Genomic DNA, 24,462 nt, shown 5'->3' on the forward strand with positions numbered 1-24,462 from the left:
ATGAAACCGACGCGACTGTTGTTGAGCTGGTTGGGGGTGCTGCTAGGCCTGAGCATCCTGATCGGCACAGCTGAGGCATTGCAGCTCAAGGTGCCCGGCACTCTGCACTCCATAGCCTGGGGTCTATTGCTCGCACTCTTGTTGATGGCCGTACTGGATGCCGTACGGTTGTGTCGTCGGCCGTCCGTACAGGTAGAACGCCTGATGCCCGGCAGCCTGGCACTCGGGCGATGGAGTGAGGTGCGCCTGAGCTTGACACACCATTACTCACAGCCCCTGACAGTCACCGTATTCGACCACGCCCCCGATGGCCTGAGCGTAGAAAACCTGCCCCAATCCATCGCGCTGAACCCAGGTGAGCGCAGCGAACTTGGCTATCGCCTGCGCCCCCTGCGCCGTGGCCACTTCAGTTTCAGCCGTTGTGAGGTTCATCTGCCCAGCCCTTTTGGGTTGTGGTCGGCGCGGCGGTTTGTTGAAGTAAGCGACGCAACCCGCGTGTACCCGGACTTCGCTCGTTTATATGGCGCGCAGCTGTTGGGTGTGGATAACTGGCTAAGCCAGCTGGGCGTGCGACAACATCAGCGCAGGGGGTTGGGGTTGGAATTCCATCAACTGCGTGAGTTTCGTGAAGGCGACAGCCTGCGCCAGATCGATTGGAAAGCCACTGCCCGGCAACGCACCCCCATCGCCCGCGAATACCAGGATGAACGCGACCAACAAATTGTATTCATGCTCGATTGCGGTCGGCGCATGCGCAGCCAGGACGATGAACTCTCCCACTTCGACCATGCGCTCAACGCCTGCCTGCTGCTCAGCTATGTGGCGTTACGCCAGGGTGATGCGGTGGGGTTGTGCACCTTTGCCAGTGAACAGCCGCGATACCTGGCACCGGTCAAGGGCAGCAGTCAGCTGAACCTGTTGCTCAACGCGGTATACGACCTGGACACCACCCGACACACGGCCGACTACGAGGCTGCCGCCAGCCAACTGCTGGCTCGGCAAAAGCGCCGGGCATTGGTGATCATGGTGACCAACCTGCGGGACGAGGACGATGAGGCACTGATGACCGCGGCCAAGCGTATTGGTCGACAGCACCGGGTGCTGGTGGCCAGCCTGCGAGAAGAAGTCCTCGACCACCTGCGCCAGGTGCCCGTGCAAACCTTGCCTGAAGCACTGGCTTACAGCGGCACGGTCGACTACCTCAATACCCGAGATGAATTGCACGACAGGCTGAGCGCACAGGGTTTATCGCTGCTGGACGCCTTGCCTTCAGCATTGGGGCCCGCCCTGGTGACACGTTATCTGGGCTGGAAAAAAGCCGGGGTGTTCTAAAGCACGCGTCGACCCCGGCCAGGGCTCCCCCAGAACCGAGTCGACAGTGCGCAGTGGCTAGGCGGATGCCTGCAAAGGATCGAAACTGAAATAATTCAACAGGGCGCTGATCAACTGCGCGTACTCGTCGGACGCCTGAGTCACACTGAATCCCGAGTCGTAGTGCTGAGGGTTTACATCTTCATGGCTCCACAGGCATGTCGCCGTGATGTCAATCGCATGAAAATCGCCCTCAGGCCCCGGGATCTTAAAGCGCAGCTCGAAGTCCACGTCGACCATCATGGGCAATTGGCTGATCAACATCAGGCCATCTTCAGAAACATTGCCCAAATAACCGATAGGCTTATCCGTGCGGCGATTAAACACCTGCAGGAAATAAGGAAGTTGATGCCGCTCAATCCGTCGTTCGGTAAACATGGTCGTCATCCCATGGCCATGAGTCAGGCCGTGCCAGTGATTCGGAACAGGCCAATGGCCCACTCTCCCCGGGTCTCGGTGTGACAATACGCATCCTGCGTGTCACTAGACTGCTGCCGAATCCAGGCCTTGCTTGCGTTCGAACAAAAACTTGTACAAACGGACATTCGAAGGATAGACCAAGACTGGCGACGGGCCAGCTATTAGATGACAAATATCATTACAAAGACGCCGGACGCGGCTGCGCAACACTGGCGCCGGGGTAGTGCCCCAACTGTTGCAAGGTGTCGAGCCGGGCGCGAGCACGGTATGCGTACTCACTCGACGGGTACTGGGTGATGATGAATTGATAGGTTTGAACCGCATCGACAAACAACTTCTGCCGCTCCAGGCATTGCCCGCGCAACATCGACACTTCCGGCTGCACATAACGACGGGTGCGGCTCTCACGGTCGACCTGCGACAACTCCAGGGTGACGCGCTCGCAATCACCCACCCCATAGGCACGGTAAGCATTGTTCAAATGGTGGTCCATCGACCAGCGGGTACAGCCGACAACACTGACGGCCAGGGCAGCAACGAGCAAAATTCGCATGAGGGTTCTCCTGTCTTGTGCAGTGTATCGACCCCTCGTCGAAAATCTTCAAGGGTGTTCGTATTCACTCGCAGCAAAAACAAGTCAATCGTCGATAAGTAGTGCAAACGAACAATGACTACAACGAAAGAGCATAGTAGCCTTCCTCAGCGCTTGAACTCAGGAGTCTGTGCATGTCCGTCCGTCGTACCAAAATCGTCGCCACCCTTGGCCCGGCCAGCAACTCGCCGGAAGTCCTCGAACAGCTGATTCTGGCTGGTTTGGACGTTGCCCGTCTGAACTTCTCCCACGGCACCCCGGACGAGCACAAGGCTCGCGCCAAGCTGGTGCGTGACCTGGCTGCCAAGCACGGCCGCTTCGTGGCGCTGCTGGGTGACCTGCAAGGCCCGAAAATCCGTATCGCCAAATTCGCCAACAAGCGGATCGAGCTGAAGATCGGTGACAAGTTCACCTTCTCCACCAGCCACCCGCTGACCGAAGGCAACCAGCAAGTCGTGGGTATCGACTACCCGGACCTGGTCAAGGACTGCGGCGTCGGCGACGAACTGCTGCTGGACGACGGCCGCGTGGTCATGCGCGTCGACACCGCCACACCGACCGAACTGCATTGCACCGTGATCATCGGCGGCCCGCTGTCCGACCACAAAGGCATCAACCGTCGTGGTGGCGGCCTGACCGCACCGGCCCTGACTGAAAAAGACAAGGCTGACATCATTCTCGCCGCCGAAATGGAAGTGGACTACCTCGCCGTGTCCTTCCCGCGCGACGCCGCCGACATGGAATACGCCCGTAAACTGCGCGACGAAGCCGGCGGCACCGCCTGGCTGGTGGCGAAGATCGAACGCGCCGAAGCCGTGGCCGATGACGAAACCCTCGACGGCCTGATCAAGGCGTCCGACGCCGTAATGGTTGCCCGTGGTGACCTGGGCGTGGAAATCGGCGATGCCGAGCTGATCGGTATCCAGAAGAAAATCATCCTGCACGCACGCCGCCACAACAAGGCGGTGATCGTGGCGACCCAGATGATGGAGTCGATGATCCAGAACCCGATGCCGACCCGCGCCGAAGTGTCTGACGTGGCCAACGCCGTGCTCGACTACACCGACGCCGTGATGCTCTCGGCTGAAAGTGCTGCCGGCCCGTACCCGCTGGAAGCAGTGCAAGCCATGGCGCGTATCTGCCTTGGCGCTGAAAAGCACCCGACCAGCAAGACCTCCAGCCACCGCATCGGCAAAGAGTTCGAAAGCTGCGACCAGAGTATCGCCCTGGCGGCCATGTACACCGCCAACCACTTCCCGGGCGTGAAGGCGATCATCGCCTTGACCGAAAGTGGCTACACGCCGCTGATCATGTCGCGTATCCGTTCTTCGGTACCGATCTACGCGTTCACTCCACACCGTGAAGCCCAGGCTCGCACGGCGATGTTCCGTGGCGTGTACACCGTTCCGTTCGATCCGGCTTCGCTGGCACCGAACGAAGTCAGCCAGAAGGCCATCGACGAGTTGGTCAAGCGCGGCGTTGTGGAGAAAGGCGACTGGGTCATCCTGACCAAAGGCGACAGCTACCACACCACCGGTGGCACCAACGGCATGAAGATCCTGCACGTGGGCGACCCGCAGGTTTGAGTGAGCGTTGAATGAGAAAGCCCCGACTGGTTCGGGGCTTTTTTATGCCTGGGTTTTTGTGTGGCTGCAGAGTGCCTCATCGCGGGCAAGCCCGCTCCCACAGTTTGACCGCGATCCCCTGTGGGAGCGGGCTTGCCCGCGATGAGGCCCGACCAACCAACACACCTCTACCGCCGAGTGATAAAGGCCGACAACGCCGCCACAGCCTCCGGCGACCGCAACCGCTGGGTGAACAGCGCCCCCTCTTCCTCAATCACCTGCCGTAACTGCTCGCGATCAACGCTCTTCATCAACTGCTTGGTCACCTGCACCGCCCCCGGCGCCAGGTCTTCAAAACGTTCGGCCATTGCCCGCGCCTTGGCCAACGCCGCTTCACCGCTGCCCAGCGCCTCAGTGGCAATGCCCCACGCAGCCGCCTGTTCGCCGGTAAACCCCTCGCCCAGCAATAATAACTCAGCCGCTTTCGCATGGCCCAACAAGCGGGGCAGGATCAGGCTCGAACCAAACTCCGGGCACAGGCCGAGGTTGACGAACGGCATGCGCAAGCGCGCATCACGACTGATATAGACCAGGTCACAATGCAGCAACAGCGTCGTGCCGATCCCCACCGCCGCGCCTGCCACGGCCGCGATCACCGGCTTGCGGCAGTTGATCAGGCTTTTCATGAAGTGAAACGGTGGGCTGTCGAGATCGCTGAGGGGCTGTTCGAGGAAATCGCCGATGTCATTGCCGGCGGTAAAGCACTCACTGCTGCCCTGGATCAGCACGCAGCGGATGTCGGCATCCGCGTCAGCGCCTTCCAGCGCCTCGGCCAGTTGGGTGTACATGGCGCGGGTCAGGGCGTTTTTCTTGTCCGGTCGATTGAGCTGCAAGGTCAGCAGCCCGCGCTCGCGTTGTTGCAGGATGGCATCGGTCATGGTGAGTCTCGCGACGGTGGAATTCAGCGCTCAACCACGGGGCAGGAACACGTCGGCCAGCAGTTGATTGCGCGGCAGCCCCGCCAGGAACAGGCGCTTGGAGAACGCCTCGACATTGCCAGGGTGCCCGCAGAGTAAAGCCAGAGTTTGCCGCGAAACAAGCCGCAGTTGCGCCAATGCCTGGGTCGACTCGGCCGCGGTCCACAGCTCCACTGTCAGGTTCGGGTACTGCGCGGCCAGCTGCGTCAGGGCTTCGGCCAGGTAATGTCCGTTGGCATCATGGGCCAGGTGAATCAGGCGGATCGCGCCCTGGTGATCCTGACGCAACGCCTCACGCAACACGCCCCACAAAGGTCCCAGGCCTGTACCGGAAGCCAGCAGCCACAGCGGCCGGGCGTGCCAGTCCGGGTCGTAGTGCAACGCGCCGCCGCGCAGTTCGCCCAAGCGCAGAGGGTCTCCCACTTGCAGTTGACGGGCCAGGTCGCTGAATTCGCCGGGTTGGCGGCAATCAAGGTGAAACTCCAGGAACGGGTCCTCCTGGGGCAGGCTCGCCAGGGAATACGGCCGGGCCACCTGCCCGGCCCACAACACCAGGTGCTGGCCGGCGCGATAACGCAGGCCGCGCTCCGGTTGCAGGCGCAGGCGCAGCACCGTCGGGTTCAGCCAGTCGGCCCCCACCACGCGAGCAGGCAGGCCATCGCGCTGCGGGTCAAAGGTTTCGACCTGCAAATCCCCCAGGACCTGGCACTGGCACGCCAAACGCCAGCCGTCCTGGCGTTGCGTGGGGCTCAAGGCCTCGGGCTGCTTGTCTTCGACATCGCCCCGGCAACGCACCAGGCAGGCATGGCAACTGCCGGCGCGGCAACTGTAGGGCACGGCCACACCCGCCTGGTTCAGCGCATCCAGCAGGTTGCTGCCGGGGGCGACCGACCAGTGGCGTTCGCCGACGTGCAGTTCAGGCATATAAAGGTCTCAGACACAGGGGACGCGCACAGGGAATCATGCCTGCGACAGTTTGACCATAGTCGGGTGTATCGGCCACCGAGCCGGGTTATACTGCCGCGCCTTTTTAGCGTCGCGCCTGCACCATTTTGGCGTGCCTTGGAAAGGTGGCTTCAGCCGACCGATGCAACACTGAAACCACCTTTATTGAATGTTCCCTTATAGAGGAGCGCGACTCATGACCGTGATCAAGCAAGACGACCTGATTCAGAGCGTTGCCGACGCCCTGCAATTCATTTCCTACTACCACCCCGTTGATTTCATCCAGGCCATGCACGAAGCCTACCTGCGCGAAGAATCGCCAGCGGCCCGTGACTCCATCGCCCAGATCCTGATCAACTCGCGCATGTGCGCCACCGGCCATCGCCCGATCTGCCAGGACACCGGTATCGTCACCGTGTTCGTGCGCGTGGGCATGGACGTGCGTTGGGACGGCGCCACCATGGGCCTGGACGACATGATCAACGAAGGCGTGCGTCGCGCCTACAACCTGCCGGAAAACGTCCTGCGTGCATCCATCCTCGCCGACCCGGCAGGCGCGCGTAAGAACACCAAGGACAACACCCCCGCGGTCATCCACTACTCCATCGTCCCGGGTAACACCGTGGAAGTGGACGTGGCGGCCAAGGGCGGCGGTTCCGAGAACAAGTCGAAAATGGCCATGCTCAACCCGTCCGACTCGATCGTTGACTGGGTCTTGAAGACCGTTCCGACCATGGGCGCCGGCTGGTGCCCACCGGGCATGCTGGGCATCGGCATCGGCGGTACCGCCGAGAAAGCGGCGGTGATGGCCAAGGAGGTGTTGATGGAGTCCATCGACATCCACGAGCTGAAAGCCCGTGGCCCGCAGAACCGTATTGAAGAGATGCGCCTGGAGCTGTTCGAGAAGGTCAACCAACTGGGCATCGGCGCCCAGGGCCTGGGTGGCCTGACCACCGTGCTCGACGTGAAGATCATGGACTACCCGACCCACGCCGCCTCCCTGCCGGTGTGCATGATCCCCAACTGCGCCGCCACCCGTCACGCGCACTTCGTGCTCGACGGTTCGGGCCCGGCGTCGCTGGAGGCGCCACCGTTGGACGCCTACCCGGAAATCGTCTGGGAAGCCGGCCCGTCGGCCCGCCGCGTCAATCTCGACACCCTGACCCCGGAAGAAGTGCAGAGCTGGCAGCCAGGTGAAACCGTGTTGCTCAACGGCAAGATGCTCACCGGTCGCGACGCTGCGCATAAGCGCATGGTCGAGATGCTGAACAAGGGCGAAACCCTGCCGGTGGACCTCAAGGGTCGTTTCATCTACTACGTCGGCCCGGTTGATCCGGTGCGCGAAGAAGTGGTTGGCCCGGCCGGCCCGACTACCGCAACGCGGATGGACAAGTTCACCCGTCAGATCCTCGAGCAAACCGGCCTGCTGGGCATGATCGGCAAGTCCGAGCGCGGCCCGACTGCGATCGAAGCGATCAAGGACCACAAAGCCGTGTACCTGATGGCTGTGGGCGGCGCTGCTTACCTGGTGGCGCAAGCCATCAAGAAGTCACGCGTTGTTGCCTTCGCCGAACTGGGCATGGAAGCGATCTACGAGTTCGACGTGAAAGACATGCCGGTGACCGTTGCAGTTGATAGCAAAGGTGAGTCGGTGCACATCACCGGTCCTGCGATCTGGCAGAAAAAGATCAGTGAAAGCCTGGCGGTAGAAGTGCAGTAAGCACCTGACCGTTTGAATGAAGGCGACTGCGGCCCTAGGCCCCAGTCGCCTTTTTTATGCCTGACACTTTTTAGGTGGGAGCTGGCTTGTCGAATCGTCGCACCGCTGCGATGCAGGCACCTCGGTTTTTCAGTGACGCCGAGGGGATGCCATCGCAGGCAAGCCAGCTCCCACAAAAGCGGGCCCGCCACAAGATCCTGGCCGCGCATGGTATGGTGCTCACCCCTTACTGTGCCTGCCCCTCACCGTATGATCGTGATCCCTCGCCCGCTGCGCCTGACCTTCTATTCGCTGCTGATCATCGCCGGCGCGGTGCTCGCCGCTGCCCTGGCTACACGCCACGCCGAGCGCCAGGCCCTGGTGGACGATGCGGCCCGCGCCAATCAGCAGTTGGCGCTATACGCCAACTCCTTGCACACCCTGATCGAACGCTACCGCGCCCTGCCCGCCGTGCTGGCGCTGGACTCGGAAATGATCCGCGCCTTGAAAGGCCCGCTGGATCCCGGCACCCAGGACTTGCTCAACCGAAAACTGGAACGCATCAACGGCGCCGCCCAATCCTCCACCCTGGAGTTGATGGACCGCACCGGCCTGGCCGTGGCCGCCAGTAACTGGAACCTGCCGAGCAGTTACGTCGGGCACAACTACGCGTTTCGGCCCTACTTCAGCCAGACCCTGAGCCAAGGCACCGGGCGCTTTTATGCCGTGGGCGTGACCACGGGCATCCCCGGTTATTTCCTTTCCAGTGCGGTGGTGGATGAGCACGAGCAATTCCTCGGCGCTATGGTGGTGAAACTGGAGTTTCCCGAGCTGGAACGCGAATGGGCCCAGGGCAATGACCTGCTGCTGGTCAGCGACGCGCGAGGCATTGTGTTCATCGCCAACCAACCGGGCTGGCGCTACCGCAACCTGCGGCCGCTGTCGGAGCAGGACCTGGCGGAGCTCAAGGCCACCCGTCAATACGACAAAAAACAGCTGCAAGCGCTGGAAAGCCAGCCCCTGCAACGCTTCGACGACAACAGCCACCTGATGCGCGTCAACGGCCCCGACGGCAGCGCTAATTACATCTGGGAATCCCTGCCGCTGAAGGCCGAGGGCTGGACGTTGCACCTGCTGCGTAAACCGCAGTTTGCCTTTGAAGACCAGCGCAACGCCGGCCTCGCCGCCGCCGGTTCCTGGCTGGCCCTGGTGTTCCTCGTGCTGTTCCTTACCCAGCGCTGGCGCCTGGCCCGTTTGCGCCAACGCAGCCGTGAAGAGCTTGAGCAATTGGTAGAGGAACGCACCCAGGCCCTGCGCACCGCACAGGACGGCCTGGTGCAATCAGCCAAGTTGGCGGCACTGGGGCAGATGTCTGCCGCCCTCGCCCATGAAATCAACCAGCCACTGACGGCCCAGCGCATGCAACTGGCCACCTTACGCCTGCTGCTGGACCATGGCCGCGTAGACGACGCCTACACGGCGCTGACCCCGCTGGATGAAATGCTTACCCGCATGGCCGCCCTCACCGGCCACCTCAAGACGTTTGCGCGCAAAAGTCCGAGCGGCCTGCGCGAACGACTGGATTTGGCGTTAGTGGTGGACCAGTCCCTGCATCTGCTCGATGCACGCCTGCGTGATGAAGGCATCGGCGTGGTACTCGACCTGACCCGCCCGGCCTGGGTCCGTGGTGATGCAATCCGCCTGGAACAGGTGCTGATCAACCTGCTGCGCAACGCCCTTGATGCGATGGCCGACAAACCGCGCAAGCGCCTGGAAATCCGTCTGCATGCCGACCAGCAACTGTGGCAACTGACCGTCAGCGACAGCGGCGGCGGGATAGCCGAGGAACACCTCAACAGCGTGTTCGACCCCTTCTTCACCACCAAGCCGGTGGGCGACGGACTGGGCCTTGGGTTGGCCGTGTCGTACGCTATCGTGCATGAACTGGGTGGACGCCTGATCGCCGGTAATCGGGGCGATGGCGCCGTGTTTACCCTGACCTTGCCCATCGCGCTGGAGACACCCGACCTATGTTGAACGCGGTGATTGTGGTCGATGACGAAGCCAGCATTCGCACGGCCGTCGAGCAATGGTTGAGCCTGTCCGGCTTTGAAGTGCAGTTGTTCAGCCGCGCCGAGGAATGCCTGGCGCAACTGCCCAAGGATTTTGCCGGCGTGATCCTGAGCGACGTGCGCATGCCGGGTCTGAGCGGCCTGGAACTGCTGGCCGAAGTACAGCGCCGCGACACCGACCTGCCGGTAATCCTGCTCACCGGCCATGGCGACGTGCCGATGGCCGTCGAAGCCATGCGCGAGGGTGCCTACGATTTCCTGGAAAAACCCTTCAGCCCTGACGCCCTGCTCAACAGCCTGCGCCGGGCGTTGGACAAGCGCGGGCTGATCCTGGAAAACCGGCGCCTGCATCAGCAGGCCGATGCCAAGGCGCAACTGGAATCCAGCCTGCTCGGCGTATCCCGTGGGCTGCAGAACCTTCGGCGCCAGGTGCTCGACCTGGCGAGTTTGCCAGTCAACGTGCTGATCCGTGGCGAGACCGGCAGCGGCAAGGAACTGGTCGCCCGTTGCCTGCATGATTTCGGGCCTCGGGCGAAGAAGCCGTTCGTGGCGCTCAACTGCGCCGCGATCCCTGAGCAACTGTTTGAGGCCGAGCTGTTCGGCCACGAAAGCGGCGCGTTCACCGGCGCCCAGGGCAAGCGCATCGGCAAGCTGGAATATGCCCATGGCGGCACGCTGTTCCTGGACGAAATCGAGAGCATGCCCCTGGCCCAGCAGGTCAAGCTGCTGCGGGTGCTGCAGGAACAGAAGCTGGAACGGCTGGGCTCCAACCAGAGTATCCCTGTGGACCTGCGCATCATCGCCGCCACCAAGCCGGACCTGCTGGAAGAGGCCCGCGCCGGGCGTTTCCGCGAAGACCTGGCCTACCGGCTGAACGTCGCGCAACTGCGCCTGCCGCCCTTGCGCGAGCGCCGTGAAGATATCCCGTTGCTGTTCGACCACTTCGCCCGAAGTGCTGCCGAACGCCTGGGGCGCAGTGTCGAGCCCCTGAGTGGCGCGCAGTTAGGACGCCTGCTCAGCCATGACTGGCCGGGCAATGTGCGTGAATTGGCCAACGTCGCCGAGCGCCAGGTGTTGGGCCTGGGTGATCCGGAGCCAGAGGGTATAGAGGCCGGGCAATCCCTGGCGGCGCAACAGGAGGCCTTTGAAGCACACTGCCTGAAGGCGGCGCTGATGCGGCACAAAGGCGATATCAAGGCGGTATTGGCGGAGCTGCAACTGCCGCGGCGGACCTTCAATGAGAAGATGCAGCGGCATGGGTTGGTGCGGGAGATGTTTCTCTAGCGATCTTCAGGCCGCCATCGCGGGCAAGCCCGCTCCCACAGTTTGATCTGTGAACACATTCCCATGTGGGAGCTGGCTTGCCTGCGATGAGGCCGGCAGCCATAAGCGGATTTCCGCTCATCACCCAAAATTTATCAGCGACTTTCCGCTCAAAAAATCCTGCCAACCCTTCTAGGCCGGGCCTTCATCTACCTGGCACAGCTCCTGCTATAGCCCGAACCAGGCTGTGCTCAGGCACGCTCCATAAAAACAACTAGATGAAGGATCCTTCAATGGATAACTCCAACGCCCTGCCTCTGGGGTCGACGGCCGCGCCGACGAAAGAGCGCACTACCTCAAGCCGTATCAAATCGATTTTCAGTGGTTCCGTCGGCAACATGGTCGAGTGGTACGACTGGTACGTCTACGCCGCGTTCTCGCTGTACTTCGCCAAGACCTTTTTCCCTAAAGGCGACACCACCGCCCAACTGCTCAACACCGCCGCGATTTTCGCCGTGGGCTTCCTGATGCGCCCGATCGGCGGCTGGCTGATGGGCCTTTACGCTGACAAAGTCGGGCGTAAAAAAGCCTTGATGGCCTCGGTCTACCTGATGTGCTTCGGCTCGCTGCTGATCGCCCTGAGCCCGGGCTATGAAATCATCGGCATCGGTGCACCGATCCTGCTGGTGTTTGCCCGCTTGCTGCAGGGCCTGTCGGTCGGTGGCGAATACGGCACCTCCGCCACTTACCTCAGCGAGATGGCCACCAAAGAGCGCCGTGGTTTCTACTCCAGCTTCCAGTACGTCACCCTGATCTCCGGCCAGCTTATCGCGCTGGGCGTGCTGATCGTGCTGCAACAATTCCTCACCACCGAACAACTGTACGCCTGGGGCTGGCGTATTCCGTTCGCCATCGGCGCCCTGTGTGCGGTGGTCGCGCTGTACCTGCGTCGTGGCATGGAAGAAACCGAGTCGTTCACCAAGAAGGAAAAAGCCAAGGAAAGCGCCATGCGCACCTTGATGCGTCACCCCAAGGAACTGATGACCGTGGTCGGCCTGACCATGGGCGGCACCCTGGCCTTCTACACCTACACCACCTACATGCAGAAATACCTGGTGAACACGGTCGGCATGAGCATCTCCGACTCCACCACCATCTCGGCCGCCACGCTGTTCCTGTTCATGTGCCTGCAACCGATCATCGGCGGGCTATCAGACAAGGTCGGTCGTCGCCCGATCCTGATCGCCTTCGGCGTCCTCGGCACCCTGTTTACCGTGCCGATCCTCACCACCCTGCACACCATCCAGACCTGGTGGGGCGCGTTCTTCCTGATCATGGCGGCGCTGATCATCGTCAGTGGCTACACCTCGATCAACGCGGTGGTGAAGGCCGAGCTGTTCCCTACCGAAATCCGCGCCCTGGGCGTGGGCCTGCCGTATGCACTGACGGTGTCGATCTTCGGCGGTACGGCTGAATACATCGCACTGTGGTTCAAGAGCATCGGCATGGAAACCGGGTATTACTGGTACGTCACGGCGTGTATTGCGATTTCGCTGGCGGTTTACGCGACCATGAAAGACACCCGCAAGCATTCACGCATCACCACCGACTAAAGGTTTAACACGGTAAAAAATGTGGGAGCTGGCTTGCCTGCGATAGCGGTGAGCCAGCCAACGAATTTAGAGACTGATCCACCGCAATCGCGGGCAAGCCCGCTCCCACATTTTAGTTTTGTGTCGCCTGGCTAATGCGGTCACGCCCATACCGCCGCTGCGCATACGACGCCCCCGCAATCATCACCACCAGCACCGCCGCCAACACTGCCGACGAGCCAATAGTGCCGAAATCCAGCCCGCCCTTTTCATGGGGTTTGGTGAGGAAGTCACCCAAGGTCGCGCCAAACGGTCGGGTCAGTACAAACGCCACCCAGAACAACAGCACCGACGAGATCCGGGTGAAGTATTTGAGTACTACCACCGCCGCAATGGCGGAGCCGATCAGCAAGGCGCCACCGGCGAAACCAAGCCCCGAGTCATCAGCCAGGAAGTCGCCCAATGCGGTGCCCAGGGTGTTGGAAAACAGAATCGCCATCCAGTAGAACAGCTCACCGCGAAAGCTCTGCACCTTATTCACGTTCAGCGAATCGCCGCTCACATGCCACAAGGCAAAGATGATCATCAGGATCGCAATCAGGATCATCGACCCCGTGGCATACCCCAGGCCCAAGGAGCGGTCCATGAAGTCCGACATGGTGGTGCCCGCCGTGCTGGTGGACAAAATCACGATCCAGTACAACACCGGGTTGTAGGCTTTGGACCAGAGTTGCGTCACCAGGGTGACCAGAAACACGCTGATCAAGATCATCGAGCTGATGGCGTAACCCACGTTCAGGGTCATCGACAGCAAGTCACCGGCCGTTTCGCCGAGGGTGGTTGCGCAGATTTTCATGACCCAGAACGCCAGGGTGATCTGAGGAAGTTTGTTCATCGTGTAGAAGGCTCCAAAGCTCAGTCTTTCAATTGGCCGACTTATAAAGGGGGGTGTCGACCTGGGCGCAGACTGAACGTGGCGCTGTGAAAAATAGGTGGCCGATCAATGAAAATTCCATAGGGCCGGTGGAAATTCAGCGCCGTGGCTTGCAGTATGGCCACCTCACCGACCCCATTAGCAGGAACCCCGGCCATGCCTGACGATATCCACTTCTACGAACCCGCCAACGGCCATGGCCTGCCCCATGACCCGTTCAATGCCATTGTCGGCCCACGTCCCATTGGCTGGATTTCGTCACAGGACAGCGAAGGCCGCCTGAACCTGGCGCCCTACAGTTTCTTCAATGCGTTCAACTACATTCCGCCGATCATTGGGTTTTCCAGTGTCGGGCGCAAAGACAGCCTGAACAACATCGAACAGACCGGCGATTTTGTGTGGAACCTGGCCACGCGCCCGCTGGCCGAGCAGATGAACCAGAGTTGTGCGGCGGTATCGCCAGAGGTGAACGAGTTCGAATTGTCCGGGCTGACCCCGGTTGCGTCGAAGATCGTCAAGGTGCCACGGGTAGGCGAAAGCCCGGTGTCGTTCGAGTGCAAGGTGACGCAGATCATCCAGCTGCAACGCGCGGACAAAGCGCTTGTGCCCAGCTGGTTGGTGCTGGGTGAAGTGGTTGCCGTGCACATTGCCAAGTGGTTGCTCAAGGACGGCATCTACGACACCGCTGCCGCCGAGCCGATCTTGCGCGGCGGTGGGCCGGCGGATTATTTCCAGCTGGGGCCAGAGGCCCTGTTCAAAATGCACCGCCCACGCTGATTGATCACTTTCTAACAAACACAACCGATCCATGTGGGAGCCGGGCTTGCCCGCGATGGCGGAGTCTTAGCCACCCAATGAGTCGGCTGACCTGCCCTCATCGCGGGCAAGCCCGGCTCCCACATTTGCTCTTCGTTAGGCAGTAAAAAGTGTTCGGCTTCAGTTAGTGGCAGTTGCCCAGGTCAACTGACCTTCTTCATCCACATCAACCAGCCGCTCAAGCTGCACCGTCGCCGCATCATCGGCGTCGGAAGCGGTCTTGAACTTCTGTCCATCAAGGATCTTGTGAAACTGCGGTGCGCCCATGCCATCCAGTGCCTTGACGGCGACGGCGGCGCTGTAGCCACCTTCTCCCGGTACAACGGCAGAGACGGCTTCGTGATGGGCAAATTGTTTACGTGCCATGTTGCAGGTCCTGGCCAATGGAAAGTCGGCCATTCTACCTTTTAACCAGCAAGTTGCAGGTACTCGCCGTAGGCGTGTGCAGCGGATGCATCGGTGAAGGTCTGGAAGTCCATGCTGCGGACCACCATGTCGTTCAACAGCTCGGTAAAGATCATCAGGGCCGGCGAGTTGAAGTAGGCACTCATGGCCTGTTCGCTGCTCCAGAAACCCGAGACCAGCCAGACATCGGGGTCGACCTGGGAATGCTGCAACGAAAATTGCAGGCAACCCTGAGCCTGACGGCCCGGTTCGATCAAACTGCTCAAGCGTGCACCGAGTTCGGTGCTGCACCCGGTACGGGCACGGATAAAGGCCATATGGCTCGCGGGAATTGGGGTGGACATATTCGACTCTCCCGTTGAGAAGTGATGCTCGGCAAACACTGTGAGGGCGTGTTGCCACAGGATCAAAGATAACGGCGCGGGTGTGGGCGCAGTTAGTCAATTCCTGCAGGCTTATTGCACAATCCTGCGAGAAGCGTAGATAGGACGTTTGCCGTCCGGGGTTTATTCCAAGCCCATGTTCAGTGTTTCAAGGAGATGACAGGCCCTGTGATTGCCTGATTCACGACCTGTCGCAGGATCAGGCAAGGATTGTGCAGAATCGACCTAACACTTTTTGAAAAGCCGCCGCTAAGCTGATCCCATCGAAACAGCCTGTAGAGGACGTCCCATGTCGTCGCCGGAACATAAGCCCATTCCCCTCGATGCCGAGATGGAAAAACAGCGAGCTGAGCTGGCCAGCATCGTGCACCGGCATACCTGGGAAGATGGCTCCTACGGTACGGCGGTGACCTCGCTGTACCTCAACCGCCACAACACACCGCGTGACTTCATGCCGGTGCTGGTGGAGCCGGCCTTGTGCATCCTGGCCAGCGGCAGCAAGGAAGTGCGCCTGGCCGACGAAATCTTTGCCTATGACCCGCTCAACTATTTGGTGTTCTCGGTGGCGATGCCGGTGGCCGGGCGAATCATCGACGCCACGCCAGAAGACCCCAATCTGTCGGTGCGCATCAACATCGACCCGGCGCAGCTCACCGCGTTGATCGCCGAGGCCGGACCGATGGGCGTGCCCTCGCGCCCGACCTCCCGTGGCATGTACGTCGACCGCATTGACACTCAATTGCTCGACGCCGTGTTACGCCTGGCGCGCCTGCTGGACACCCCCAAAGACATCGCCATGCTGGCGCCGCTGATCAACCGCGAAATCCTCTACCGTTTATTGCGGGGCCCGCAGGGCTATCGGCTGTATGAGATCGCCGTGGCCAACAGCCAGAGCCATCGGGTCAGCCAGGCGATCACCTGGTTGAACGGCAACTACGAACAACCGCTGCGCATCGACGACCTGGCCAAGGAAGTGAACCTCAGCGTCTCGACCTTGCACCACCGCTTCAAGGCGATCACCGCCATGAGCCCGCTGCAATACCAGAAGCAACTGCGTTTGCAGGAGGCTCGGCGGTTGATGATTGCCGAAGGGCTGGAGGCGTCGGCGGCGGGGTATCGGGTGGGTTATGAAAGCCCGTCGCAGTTCAGCCGCGAGTACAGCCGGTTGTTTGGCGCGCCGCCCTTGCGTGACCTGGCCCGGATGCGCCAAAGCGTCTGACCCCTCGCCGATCAAAATGTAGGGGCTGGCTTACCGGCGATGAGGGCTGCACGCCGTCCCTATTGTAGGAGCCCGGCTTGCCGGCGATGGCGTCCGTGAGAGCGCTATCGCCGGCAAGCCGGGCTCCTAAAAGGGGTGCGGTATATTCAGTCGAGAGTGCGGGGGAGCTGCAAGGTGACCCGCAATCCACCCTCGCGCAAATTCTGCAAACTCACTTCCCCGCCATGGCTGTGCGCAATGTTGCGCGCAATCCCAAGGCCCAGGCCGTAGCCCTGCTGCTGGCCGGCGAGGCGGAAGTGCGGTTCGAAGACTTGCTCCAGGCGCTGCTCCGGCACGCCCGGGCCTTCGTCGTCGACGTGCAGGATAAATTCCGCGCCATCGTCCTCGATGTGCAGGTGCGCGTTCTGCCCGTACTTCAAGGCGTTGTCGATCAGGTTGCCAATGCAGCGCTTGAGCGCCAGCGGCTTGCCCGGGTACGGCGCCAGCGCACGGCCGTCCTGGGTGATCCGGCCGTTGCCGTTGGGGGCGAGGTAGGGTTCCACCAAGCAATCGAGGACGTGGTTGAGGTCTACGGGCTCGATGTTTTCGTGGATGTCGGTGTCTTTCACGCATTGCAGCGCACCTTTGACCAACAACTCCAGTTCGTCCAGGTCGCGCCCGAACTTGGTTTGCAGGTTCTCGTCTTCCAGCAGTTCCACACGCAAGCGCAGCCGCGTGATCGGGGTGCGCAGGTCGTGGGAAATGGCGCTGAACAACTGACTGCGCTCGGTGAGGTAACGGCTGATGCGCTCGCGCATGGCGTTGAAGGCCCGACCCACTTCCACCACTTCACTGCCGCCGCCTTCGGCCACCGGTTCTACATCGGCGCCCAGGGACATGTCCCGCGCGGCCCGCGCCAGGCGCTTGAGTGGCCGGCTCTGCCAGTGCACCAGCAGGCCGATGAACAGCAGCAGGAAACCGCTGGTGAGCACGATGAACCACACTTGCTGGGACGGCAGGCCTTGCTCTTCAAGGCTGGTGTAGGGCTCGGGCAGCAGCGAGGCGATGTAGAGCCATTCGCCGGGGGCTAGCTGGATCTGGGTGACCAGCACCGGTGGGTTGACGGGTTCGAGGGTCAGCGCGTAATGCGCCCACGAGCGCGGCAGCTCATCAAGCTTCAAGCCGGCGTTGAAGATGCGCAGGTCTTCGGCGCTGACGAATTCCACCGAGATATGCACGTCGGCGCCCAGGGTCTGGCGCAGCACTTCATCCACCGCCTCCAGCACCGCTTGCTTGCGCGGGGTCTGGGGCAGGATGGCCATGTCCAGTGGGCGGTCGTTGAGGGTCACCACAAAACGGGTGCCGCCCATGCTGCGCAATTGGTCCAGGACCAACGGGCGATAGGCCACCGGCAACGAACGAAAGTAGCTCACGCTGGCCGTCATCGAATGGGCCAGGCTACGGGCGCTGGTGACCAGGCCTTCGAGCTGGGTGGCGCGCAATTGCGAAACCCAGATCACGCTCGACAGCGCCTGGGCGAACAACACCGCCAGCAACGTCAGTAACAACATCCGCCCCAGCAGCGAACGCGGCACCGGGAAGCGACGGCGGCGCTCGGTCAAATGCTCAGTGGGCATTGCCGGCAACCACGCTGGCTGCCAGTTGATAACCGCTGCCACGCACGGTGCGGATCAGTCGCGGAGGTTTTTCGGTATCGCGCAGGCGCTGGCGCAAGCGGCTGACGGCCATGTCGACGATACGGTCCAGCGGCATCAGGTCCCGGCCCCGGGTGGCGTTGCCGATGGTGTCGCGGTCGAGAATTTGTTGGGGGTGGTCGAGAAACAATTTGAGCAGGGCAAAGTCGGCGCCCGAGAGAATCACCTCTTCGCCATCCACGTGGAACAGCCGGTGGCTGATCATGTCCAGGCGCCACTCGTCAAAGACCAACACATCGCCCGCGCCACTGCGCTCCTGGCCAAACTGGGCACGGCGCAGCAACGCCTTGATGCGAGCCTGCAATTCGCGGGGGCTGAAGGGTTTGCCGATGTAGTCGTCGGCGCCCAGCTCCAGGCCGATCACGCGGTCGGTTTCGTCGGAGCTGGCGGTGAGCATGATGATCGGCACCTGCGCCTGACGCGGGTGCTGGCGGATCCAGCGGCAGAGGCTGAAACCGTCTTCGTCCGGCAACATCACATCGAGGATGACCAGGTCGCAGGGCGCCTCGTTCATCGCCTGACGGAACCCCGCACCGTCCGGCACCCCACGCACCTGGAAACCGGCGCGGCTGAGGTAGGTTTGCAGCAATTCGCGGATTTCCTGGTCGTCGTCGACGAGGAGAATCGATTTACTGATTACGCTCACGGGGTCCTCCTTGTTGTTATGGGGTGTTCTTCGGGGCCTCATCGCCGGCAAGCCGGCTCCTACAGGGAAATGCATTCCAACTGTGGGAGCTGGCTTGCCTGCGATGGCGCCATCACGGTCTACGCAAATGCCTGCTCCAACGCCACGCCCGCCCCAGTCAACCCGGAGTAAGGCGCCGTCACCAACCACACCGGAATGCCTTTGAAGTAGTCACTCATGCAACCCTTGTCACCGAAGCTCTTGGCAAAGCCGCTGTTGATAAAGAAGTCGGCAAACCTGGGAATCACCCCGCCCACGATATACACACCGCCGCGTCCACCCGTGGTCAACACGTTGTTCCCGGCTACCCGGCCCAGCCAGATGCTGAACTGGTTCAACACTTCCATCGCCACCGGGTCACCCGCCAGGCCGGCTGCGGTAATGGCTTCGGGCGTATCGAGCACCGGCGTATGGCCGTCGACCGCGCAAATCGCGCGGTACACACGCGGCAAACCGCCACCGCTCAAGGCGGTCTCGGCGCTGACGTGACCGATCTCAGTGTAGATGTGTTGCCACAGCTGGGTTTCACGCGGGCTGCTCAAGGGCAGGTCGACATGGCCGCCCTCCCCCGGCAACGCCGCCCAGCGGCCGCCGCCCAGATCCAGCAGGGTGCCGACACCCAGGCCGGTGCCCGGGCCGATCACCACCGCAGGGCGCAACGGTTCCGGCGTGCCTTCGCAGACCACGCGGAATTCGTCCGGCTTAAGGCGGGTCATGCCCAGGGCCATGGCCGAGAAGTCGTTGACCAGCAGCAGTTCATCCACCTGCAGGGTTTTGCAAAACGCAGTCTTGCTCAGGCGCCAGTGATTGTTGGTGAATTTAAATTCATCCCCGCTCACCGGCCCGGCGACTGACAGGCACACCGCACCGACGTCCCCGATTTCCAGGCCTTCTTCCTTGAGGTAGACCTTGATGGCCTCCTCAGGGCTTTGGTGATCCGCCGTGGCATGCACGCGGATCGAATGCAGTTCCTGGTCCCGCCACAACGCAAAACGGGCGTTGGTGCCCCCGATATCACCGACCAGCGCAAGCTTCACTTAAGCGTCTCCAAAGCAGCGGTAAAGGCGCTGGCGCCTTGCTCTGCGGAGCTTGCGGCCAAGCGCATAAATGCAAACAGCTCGCGACCGGCCCCCACGTTATTGCCCAACAGGCCCGTGGCAGGCGTGCGCGCTGCAAATTCTTCGGCGTCCACCTTAAGCTCCAGGGTGCCGGTGACGCCATCGACGCGAATGATATCGCCATCTTGCACTCGCGCCAGCGGCCCGCCGCTCTGGGCTTCGGGGTTGACGTGAATCGCGGCGGGGATCTTACCCGAGGCGCCGGACATACGCCCGTCTGTTACGAGGGCCACTTTGAAGCCACGGTCCTGCAACACACCGAGGAACGGGGTCATCTTGTGCAATTCGGGCATGCCGTTGGAGCGCGGGCCCTGGAAGCGCATCACCGCGACGAAATCCTTTTCCAGCTGGCCGGCCTTGAACGCATCGGCCAGGTCTTGCTGGTCCTGGAACACCACCGCCGGTGCTTCGACGACCTGGTGCTCAAGGGCCACGGCCGAGACCTTCATCACGCCGCGGCCGAGGTTGCCTTCCATCACGCGCAGGCCGCCTTCTGGCGAGAATGCACGGGCCACGGGGCGCAGGATGGTTTCGTCGAGGCTCTCGATAGGGCCGTCGCGCCAGATCAGTTCGCCGTCCACCAGGAACGGCTCCTGTGTGTAGCGGCTCAGGCCCTTGCCGGCCACGGTGTTGACGTCTTCGTGCAGCAAGCCGGCTTCGAGCAGCTCGCGGATCAGGAACGACATGCCGCCCGCCGCCTGGAAGTGGTTGATGTCGGCCTTGCCGTTCGGATACACGTGGGACAGGGTCGGCACCACCTCGGAGAGGTCGGCCATGTCCTGCCAGGTGAGGATGATGCCCGCCGACATGGCGATGGCCGGCATGTGCAGGGTGTGGTTGGTGGAACCACCGGTGGCATTGAGGGCGACGATGGAGTTGACGATGGATTTTTCGTCGACGATCTCGCCGATCGGCGTGAAGTTGCCATTGGCCTTGGTCAGGCGCGTGACCTGGTGCGCGGCTTCGCGGGTCAGCGCGTCACGCAGCGGCGTGTACGGGTTGACGAACGAGGCGCCCGGCAGGTGCAGGCCCATCACTTCCATCAGCAACTGGTTGGTGTTGGCGGTGCCGTAGAAGGTGCAGGTGCCCGGGCTGTGGTAGGACTTCATCTCCGATTCCAGCAACTCTTCGCGGGTGGCCTTGCCTTCGGCGTAGCGCTGGCGCACGTCGGCCTTTTGCTTGTTGGAGATACCCGACGGCATCGGGCCACCCGGCACGAAGACCATCGGTAGGTGACCGTAGCGCAGTGCGCCCATCATCAGGCCCGGTACGATCTTGTCGCAAATGCCCAGCATCAGCGCCGCGTCGAACATGTTGTGGGACAGCGCTACCGCCGTGGACATGGCAATCACTTCACGGCTAAGCAGGCTCAGCTCCATGCCGGGCTCGCCCTGGGTCACGCCGTCGCACATGGCGGGAGTGCCACCGGCGAACTGGCCGACCGAGCCGACTTCGCGCAGGGCTTTCTTGATCTGTTCAGGGAAATGTTCGTACGGCTGGTGCGCCGAGAGCATGTCGTTATATGACGAAACAATTGCCACGTTGGCGGCATTCATCATGCGCAGACTATTTTTATCTTCAGTGCCGCAACCGGCCACGCCATGGGCGAAGTTGGCGCACTGCAGCTTGCCGCGCATCGGACCGTCGCTGGCTGCGCCGCGAATGAGCGCAAGGTAGGCCTCGCGGGTGGCGCGGCTGCGGGCGATAAGCCGTTCGGTGACCTCAAGGACGCGGGGATGCATGTGTAGAACTCCAGGCTAACGGATGTGGCGACCTGAGTGTCTATGCTGGTCAAACGCCCGCCGCGAAGAGGTTGGCAGGGTGTTACTTGACCAATCGGACCAGTTGATTCAGGTCACTCGTTGTAGATTGAACAAAATATTGCCACTAAAAAGGCTTGTTTTCTATTTTTATGCGAATAATCTTGTAATTCTTACAACAAATCGACGACAGGCACTTTCCAATGACTCTTCGTATCGCAATCAATGGTTTTGGCCGTATCGGCCGTAATGTCCTGCGCGCACTGTATACCCAAGGCTACCGTCAGGATTTGCAGATCGTCGCCATCAATGATTTGGGCGACAGCGCAATCAATGCCCACCTGCTCAAGTACGACACCGTGCATGGCACTTTCGAAGCAGAGGTCGCCCACGATCAGGAAAGCCTGACCGTCAATGGTGACCGGATCGCCGTCAGCGCCATTCGCAACCCGGCCGAACTGCCGTGGGCCGCGCACAAGATCGACGTGGTGTTCGAATGCACCGGCCTGTTCACCGACCGCGACAAGGCCGCCGCCCATATTACCGCTGGTGCGCGCAAGGTGATCATCTCTGCACCCGCCAAGGGCGCTGATGCGACCGTGGTTTATGGGGTTAACCATGACATTTTGCGTCAATCCCACCAGATCATCTCCAACGCGTCGTGCACCACCAACTGCCTGGCGCCTGTGGCGCAGGTGCTGCACCGTGAACTGGGCATCGAAAGCGGCCTGATGACCACCATTCACGCCTACACCAACGATCAGAACCTGACCGACGTCTATCACACCGACCCGTACCGTGCGCGCTCGGCCACCCAGAACATGATCCCGAGCAAGACCGGCGCCGCCGAAGCCGTGGGCCTGGTGCTGCCGGAACTGGCCGGCAAGCTGACCGGCATGGCCGTGCGTGTACCGGTGATCAATGTGTCGCTGGTGGACCTCACCGTCACCCTGAAAAAAGACGCCACGGCCGAAGAGGTCAACGCGCTGCTCAAGGAAGCCAGCCAACATTCGAAGATCCTTGGCTACAACACCCTGCCGCTGGTTTCCAGCGATTTCAACCACAACCCGCTGTCGTCGATTTTCGATGCCAATCACACCAAGGTCAGTGGCAAATTGCTGAAAGTGCTGGCCTGGTACGACAACGAGTGGGGTTTCTCCAACCGTATGTTGGATAACTGCCTGGCGCTGTGCAACGCCGAATAATCCTCAACCCTTGTAGGAGCCGGCTTGCCGGCGATCGCATCGACACGGTTTTCCAGGAAACCGAGTTGCCTGCATCGCCGGCAAGCCGGCTCCTACAAGGTTTTGCAACGCCGGCCAACGTGCCACTTGCCATTTGAGTTGATGATAAGCATTATCATTCACTGCAAATCGGTCTGGTATCACTGTGAGCCAATCTCGCTTCAACCACGTCTTTCTCACCCAACGGGTGATTCTGCTTCGCACCTTGCAGCGGATGGTGAATAACCACAGCACCGCAGAGGACCTGTTGCAGGAAACCTACCTGCGCGTCACCCGGGCCTTGAGCGAGCGGCCCATCGATCACCTCGAACCTTTCGTCTATCAAACCGCGCGCAACCTGGCGCTGGATCACCTGCGTTCGCGCAGGATCCAGGCTCGCACCTTGCAGGAAGATGTGCCGCTGGACATCCTGCAAAGCGTTGCCGCCCCCATCAGCACCCCGGAAGACGCCACTCAGGCCGAGCAATTGCTTGAGCACCTGAGCGTCAGCCTCGGCCAGTTGAGCGCCCGCCAGCAACAGATCTTCATCCTCAGCCGCCTGCACGGTTGCAGCTATCAGGAGATTGCCGATCAGCTCGACGTGTCCTTGAGCACGGTGCAAAAGGAACTGAAATTGATCATGGCCATCTGTGTAGGTGTGGCCGAACGGCTGGATCAGCCTTAAGCTTCACCCGACAGATAGGTCGATCCAGGCTGTAGGAAAGATGAATAAGACGTGGCGAAGACCCGAGGAACACCGTGACGGACCCGAATAAACTGCGCCCCCATGAGCTGGCTCATGAGGTGCTGCAAGACGTGGCTATGGACCAAGCCCTCGACTGGCTGATCGCCTTGCAGTGCCCGCAACCCGGGCAACAGGCCGAGTTCGAGGCCTGGCTGGCCAAAGACCCTGCCCACGTCCACGCCTTCGCCAAAGCCCAGGCTGCCTGGGGTGGCGCGCCGGTGTACAGCGCCGCCGTGGCGCTGGCAGCACCGCGCAAGCCGTCGGCCTGGCGGCGGATCAAACCGCACTGGAAACCCTTGGCCACCGCCGCCGTGCTGCTGATCGGCCTGTTCAGCTTCAGCAACTTGCCCGTGCGCCTGCAAGCCGATCACCTCACCGTGGTGGGCGAACGCCAGCGCCTGCAACTGGACGATGGCTCCAAAGTGTTGCTGAACACCAACTCGGCGTTTTCCAGCAGCATCAAGGACCACCAGCGCATCGCGCGCCTGTACCAGGGCGAGGCGTTTTTCGAGGTTCTGCCCACCCATGGACTGCCGCTGGAAATCGATGCAGGCCCGGTGCGTGCGAGCGTGCGCGACACGTCCTTCGCCGTGCGCTACCTCAATGGCGAAGCCCAGGTGCAGGTACAGCGCGGCGATGTCGACCTGAGCAATACCGTCAACGATGCGCGTGTGCGCCTGAGCGCGGGCGAAAGTATCCGTATCGGCCCCACAGGTTTCGGCCAACCAGCCAAGCTTGATCTCAACAAAGACCTGGCCTGGGTGCAGGGCCGGCTGATTTTTGAAAACTGCCCGATGAGCGAAGTGCTTGCCGAGCTGCGTCGCTACTACCCGGGCTGGATCGTGAACAACAACGACAAGCTCGCCAGTGTCGCGGTCACCGGCAATTACCGCCTCGACCAACCGCTGGACGTGGTGCGTTCCCTGGCCCACATCACCTCGGCCAAGCTCTCGGAATACCCCGCGCTGGTCATCCTGAACTAAA

22 protein-coding genes are annotated in these 24,462 nt (G+C 61.5%); 11 read left to right on the forward strand and 11 right to left on the reverse strand.

Annotated features, from left to right (window positions below):
* The gene (locus HX792_RS00715) at window positions 1-1,332 is read left to right on the forward strand and encodes a DUF58 domain-containing protein (RefSeq protein WP_176994335.1); all 1,332 of its coding nucleotides are present in this window, start codon (window positions 1-3) and stop codon (window positions 1,330-1,332) included.
* 57 nt (window positions 1,333-1,389) lie between these two features.
* On the opposite strand, the gene HX792_RS00720 is transcribed toward HX792_RS00715, so the two are convergent.
* Both HX792_RS00720 and HX792_RS00725 read right to left on the reverse strand, forming a co-directional pair.
* Complete coding sequence (locus tag HX792_RS00720; protein WP_176994336.1) at window positions 1,390-1,749, reverse strand: PilZ domain-containing protein; 360 nt, start codon at window positions 1,747-1,749, stop codon at window positions 1,390-1,392.
* Between the two features lie 220 nt (window positions 1,750-1,969).
* Entirely contained in the window at window positions 1,970-2,344 is a 375-nt protein-coding gene (locus tag HX792_RS00725) for a tol-pal system YbgF family protein (RefSeq protein ID WP_176994337.1), read from the reverse strand.
* A 173-nt stretch (window positions 2,345-2,517) separates the two neighbouring features.
* Here HX792_RS00725 and pyk point away from each other — a divergent pair, with 173 nt between their 5' ends.
* Window positions 2,518-3,969, forward strand: a complete 1,452-nt coding sequence (gene pyk, locus HX792_RS00730; RefSeq protein ID WP_176994338.1) for a pyruvate kinase — start codon at window positions 2,518-2,520, stop codon at window positions 3,967-3,969.
* Between the two features lie 167 nt (window positions 3,970-4,136).
* On the opposite strand, the gene HX792_RS00735 is transcribed toward pyk, so the two are convergent.
* Window positions 4,137-4,886 carry an enoyl-CoA hydratase-related protein gene (locus HX792_RS00735; RefSeq protein WP_176994339.1) on the reverse strand — a complete coding sequence of 250 codons (750 nt, stop codon included), beginning with the start codon at window positions 4,884-4,886 and terminating at the stop codon, window positions 4,137-4,139.
* Between the two features lie 30 nt (window positions 4,887-4,916).
* Complete coding sequence (locus HX792_RS00740) at window positions 4,917-5,849, reverse strand: iron-sulfur-binding ferredoxin reductase (RefSeq protein ID WP_176994340.1); 933 nt, start codon at window positions 5,847-5,849, stop codon at window positions 4,917-4,919.
* Between the two features lie 217 nt (window positions 5,850-6,066).
* On the opposite strand from HX792_RS00740, the gene HX792_RS00745 reads away from it, so the two are divergent.
* The 4 genes from HX792_RS00745 to HX792_RS00760 all read left to right on the forward strand — a co-directional run bounded on the left by HX792_RS00745 (window position 6,067) and on the right by HX792_RS00760 (window position 12,517).
* On the forward strand, window positions 6,067-7,590 hold the full coding sequence (locus tag HX792_RS00745) for a fumarate hydratase (protein WP_176994341.1): 1,524 nt from the start codon (window positions 6,067-6,069) through the stop codon (window positions 7,588-7,590).
* Between the two features lie 249 nt (window positions 7,591-7,839).
* Window positions 7,840-9,606 (forward strand): ATP-binding protein, encoded by a 1,767-nt coding sequence (locus tag HX792_RS00750; protein WP_176994342.1) that lies wholly within the window; start codon window positions 7,840-7,842, stop codon window positions 9,604-9,606.
* Window positions 9,600-10,925, forward strand: coding sequence for a sigma-54 dependent transcriptional regulator (locus tag HX792_RS00755; RefSeq protein ID WP_176994343.1), 1,326 nt, complete (start codon window positions 9,600-9,602; stop codon window positions 10,923-10,925). The genes HX792_RS00750 and HX792_RS00755 overlap by 7 nt, the downstream gene beginning before the upstream one ends.
* A 272-nt stretch (window positions 10,926-11,197) precedes the next feature.
* A complete protein-coding gene (locus tag HX792_RS00760; RefSeq protein ID WP_176994344.1) occupies window positions 11,198-12,517 on the forward strand; it encodes an MFS transporter in 1,320 nt (439 codons plus the stop codon).
* Between the two features lie 112 nt (window positions 12,518-12,629).
* On the opposite strand, the gene HX792_RS00765 is transcribed toward HX792_RS00760, so the two are convergent.
* Window positions 12,630-13,391: a hypothetical protein gene (locus HX792_RS00765; RefSeq protein WP_176994345.1), complete on the reverse strand. Its 762-nt coding sequence runs from the start codon at window positions 13,389-13,391 to the stop codon at window positions 12,630-12,632.
* A gap of 195 nt (window positions 13,392-13,586) precedes the next feature.
* Between HX792_RS00765 and HX792_RS00770 the strand changes: the two genes are divergently transcribed.
* Window positions 13,587-14,207 carry a flavin reductase family protein gene (locus tag HX792_RS00770; protein WP_176994346.1) on the forward strand — a complete coding sequence of 207 codons (621 nt, stop codon included), beginning with the start codon at window positions 13,587-13,589 and terminating at the stop codon, window positions 14,205-14,207.
* Window positions 14,208-14,366: 159 nt separating this feature from the next.
* Here HX792_RS00770 and HX792_RS00775 read toward each other — a convergent pair whose 3' ends face one another.
* Window positions 14,367-14,645: a hypothetical protein gene (locus tag HX792_RS00775; RefSeq protein ID WP_176994347.1), complete on the reverse strand. Its 279-nt coding sequence runs from the start codon at window positions 14,643-14,645 to the stop codon at window positions 14,367-14,369.
* An 8-nt stretch (window positions 14,646-14,653) separates the two neighbouring features.
* Window positions 14,654-14,995 carry an antibiotic biosynthesis monooxygenase family protein gene (locus HX792_RS00780; protein ID WP_016975490.1) on the reverse strand — a complete coding sequence of 114 codons (342 nt, stop codon included), beginning with the start codon at window positions 14,993-14,995 and terminating at the stop codon, window positions 14,654-14,656.
* Window positions 14,996-15,323: 328 nt separating this feature from the next.
* Here HX792_RS00780 and HX792_RS00785 point away from each other — a divergent pair, with 328 nt between their 5' ends.
* Window positions 15,324-16,253: an AraC family transcriptional regulator gene (locus HX792_RS00785; RefSeq protein WP_176994348.1), complete on the forward strand. Its 930-nt coding sequence runs from the start codon at window positions 15,324-15,326 to the stop codon at window positions 16,251-16,253.
* Window positions 16,254-16,399: 146 nt separating this feature from the next.
* Here the strand turns inward: HX792_RS00785 and HX792_RS00790 are convergent, their stop codons facing one another.
* The 4 genes from HX792_RS00790 to edd all read right to left on the reverse strand — a co-directional run bounded on the left by HX792_RS00790 (window position 16,400) and on the right by edd (window position 21,492).
* A complete protein-coding gene (locus HX792_RS00790) occupies window positions 16,400-17,827 on the reverse strand; it encodes an ATP-binding protein (RefSeq protein WP_176994414.1) in 1,428 nt (475 codons plus the stop codon).
* Between the two features lie 31 nt (window positions 17,828-17,858).
* A complete protein-coding gene (locus tag HX792_RS00795; protein ID WP_176994349.1) occupies window positions 17,859-18,593 on the reverse strand; it encodes a response regulator in 735 nt (244 codons plus the stop codon).
* 119 nt (window positions 18,594-18,712) lie between these two features.
* Complete coding sequence (locus HX792_RS00800; RefSeq protein ID WP_176994350.1) at window positions 18,713-19,669, reverse strand: glucokinase; 957 nt, start codon at window positions 19,667-19,669, stop codon at window positions 18,713-18,715.
* Entirely contained in the window at window positions 19,666-21,492 is a 1,827-nt protein-coding gene (edd, locus tag HX792_RS00805; RefSeq protein ID WP_176994351.1) for a phosphogluconate dehydratase, read from the reverse strand. The genes HX792_RS00800 and edd overlap by 4 nt, the downstream gene beginning before the upstream one ends.
* Window positions 21,493-21,713: 221 nt before the next feature.
* On the opposite strand from edd, the gene gap reads away from it, so the two are divergent.
* The 3 genes from gap (at window position 21,714) to HX792_RS00820 (ending at window position 24,461) form a co-directional block, all read left to right on the forward strand.
* Complete coding sequence (gap, locus tag HX792_RS00810) at window positions 21,714-22,715, forward strand: type I glyceraldehyde-3-phosphate dehydrogenase (protein ID WP_176994352.1); 1,002 nt, start codon at window positions 21,714-21,716, stop codon at window positions 22,713-22,715.
* Between the two features lie 184 nt (window positions 22,716-22,899).
* Window positions 22,900-23,418 carry a sigma-70 family RNA polymerase sigma factor gene (locus tag HX792_RS00815; protein WP_176994353.1) on the forward strand — a complete coding sequence of 173 codons (519 nt, stop codon included), beginning with the start codon at window positions 22,900-22,902 and terminating at the stop codon, window positions 23,416-23,418.
* Window positions 23,419-23,492: 74 nt separating this feature from the next.
* Window positions 23,493-24,461, forward strand: coding sequence for a FecR domain-containing protein (locus HX792_RS00820; protein ID WP_176994354.1), 969 nt, complete (start codon window positions 23,493-23,495; stop codon window positions 24,459-24,461).
* Window position 24,462 lies beyond the last annotated feature (1 nt).

This window comes from Pseudomonas sp. B6002, from assembly GCF_013385985.1.
Classification (GTDB): domain Bacteria; phylum Pseudomonadota; class Gammaproteobacteria; order Pseudomonadales; family Pseudomonadaceae; genus Aquipseudomonas.

Excerpts from the sequence above, each read along its gene's own strand:
- HX792_RS00715 (WP_176994335.1), top strand. The coding sequence starts at position 1 with ATGAAACCGACGCGACTGTTGTTGAGCTGGTTGGGGGTGCTGCTAGGC.
- HX792_RS00720 (WP_176994336.1), bottom strand. The coding sequence starts at position 1,749 with ATGTTTACCGAACGACGGATTGAGCGGCATCAACTTCCTTATTTCCTG.
- HX792_RS00725 (WP_176994337.1), bottom strand. The coding sequence starts at position 2,344 with ATGCGAATTTTGCTCGTTGCTGCCCTGGCCGTCAGTGTTGTCGGCTGT.
- pyk (WP_176994338.1), top strand. The coding sequence starts at position 2,518 with ATGTCCGTCCGTCGTACCAAAATCGTCGCCACCCTTGGCCCGGCCAGC.
- HX792_RS00735 (WP_176994339.1), bottom strand. The coding sequence starts at position 4,886 with ATGACCGATGCCATCCTGCAACAACGCGAGCGCGGGCTGCTGACCTTG.
- HX792_RS00740 (WP_176994340.1), bottom strand. The coding sequence starts at position 5,849 with ATGCCTGAACTGCACGTCGGCGAACGCCACTGGTCGGTCGCCCCCGGC.
- HX792_RS00745 (WP_176994341.1), top strand. The coding sequence starts at position 6,067 with ATGACCGTGATCAAGCAAGACGACCTGATTCAGAGCGTTGCCGACGCC.
- HX792_RS00750 (WP_176994342.1), top strand. The coding sequence starts at position 7,840 with ATGATCGTGATCCCTCGCCCGCTGCGCCTGACCTTCTATTCGCTGCTG.
- HX792_RS00755 (WP_176994343.1), top strand. The coding sequence starts at position 9,600 with ATGTTGAACGCGGTGATTGTGGTCGATGACGAAGCCAGCATTCGCACG.
- HX792_RS00760 (WP_176994344.1), top strand. The coding sequence starts at position 11,198 with ATGGATAACTCCAACGCCCTGCCTCTGGGGTCGACGGCCGCGCCGACG.
- HX792_RS00765 (WP_176994345.1), bottom strand. The coding sequence starts at position 13,391 with ATGAACAAACTTCCTCAGATCACCCTGGCGTTCTGGGTCATGAAAATC.
- HX792_RS00770 (WP_176994346.1), top strand. The coding sequence starts at position 13,587 with ATGCCTGACGATATCCACTTCTACGAACCCGCCAACGGCCATGGCCTG.
- HX792_RS00775 (WP_176994347.1), bottom strand. The coding sequence starts at position 14,645 with ATGGCCGACTTTCCATTGGCCAGGACCTGCAACATGGCACGTAAACAA.
- HX792_RS00780 (WP_016975490.1), bottom strand. The coding sequence starts at position 14,995 with ATGTCCACCCCAATTCCCGCGAGCCATATGGCCTTTATCCGTGCCCGT.
- HX792_RS00785 (WP_176994348.1), top strand. The coding sequence starts at position 15,324 with ATGTCGTCGCCGGAACATAAGCCCATTCCCCTCGATGCCGAGATGGAA.
- edd (WP_176994351.1), bottom strand. The coding sequence starts at position 21,492 with ATGCATCCCCGCGTCCTTGAGGTCACCGAACGGCTTATCGCCCGCAGC.
- gap (WP_176994352.1), top strand. The coding sequence starts at position 21,714 with ATGACTCTTCGTATCGCAATCAATGGTTTTGGCCGTATCGGCCGTAAT.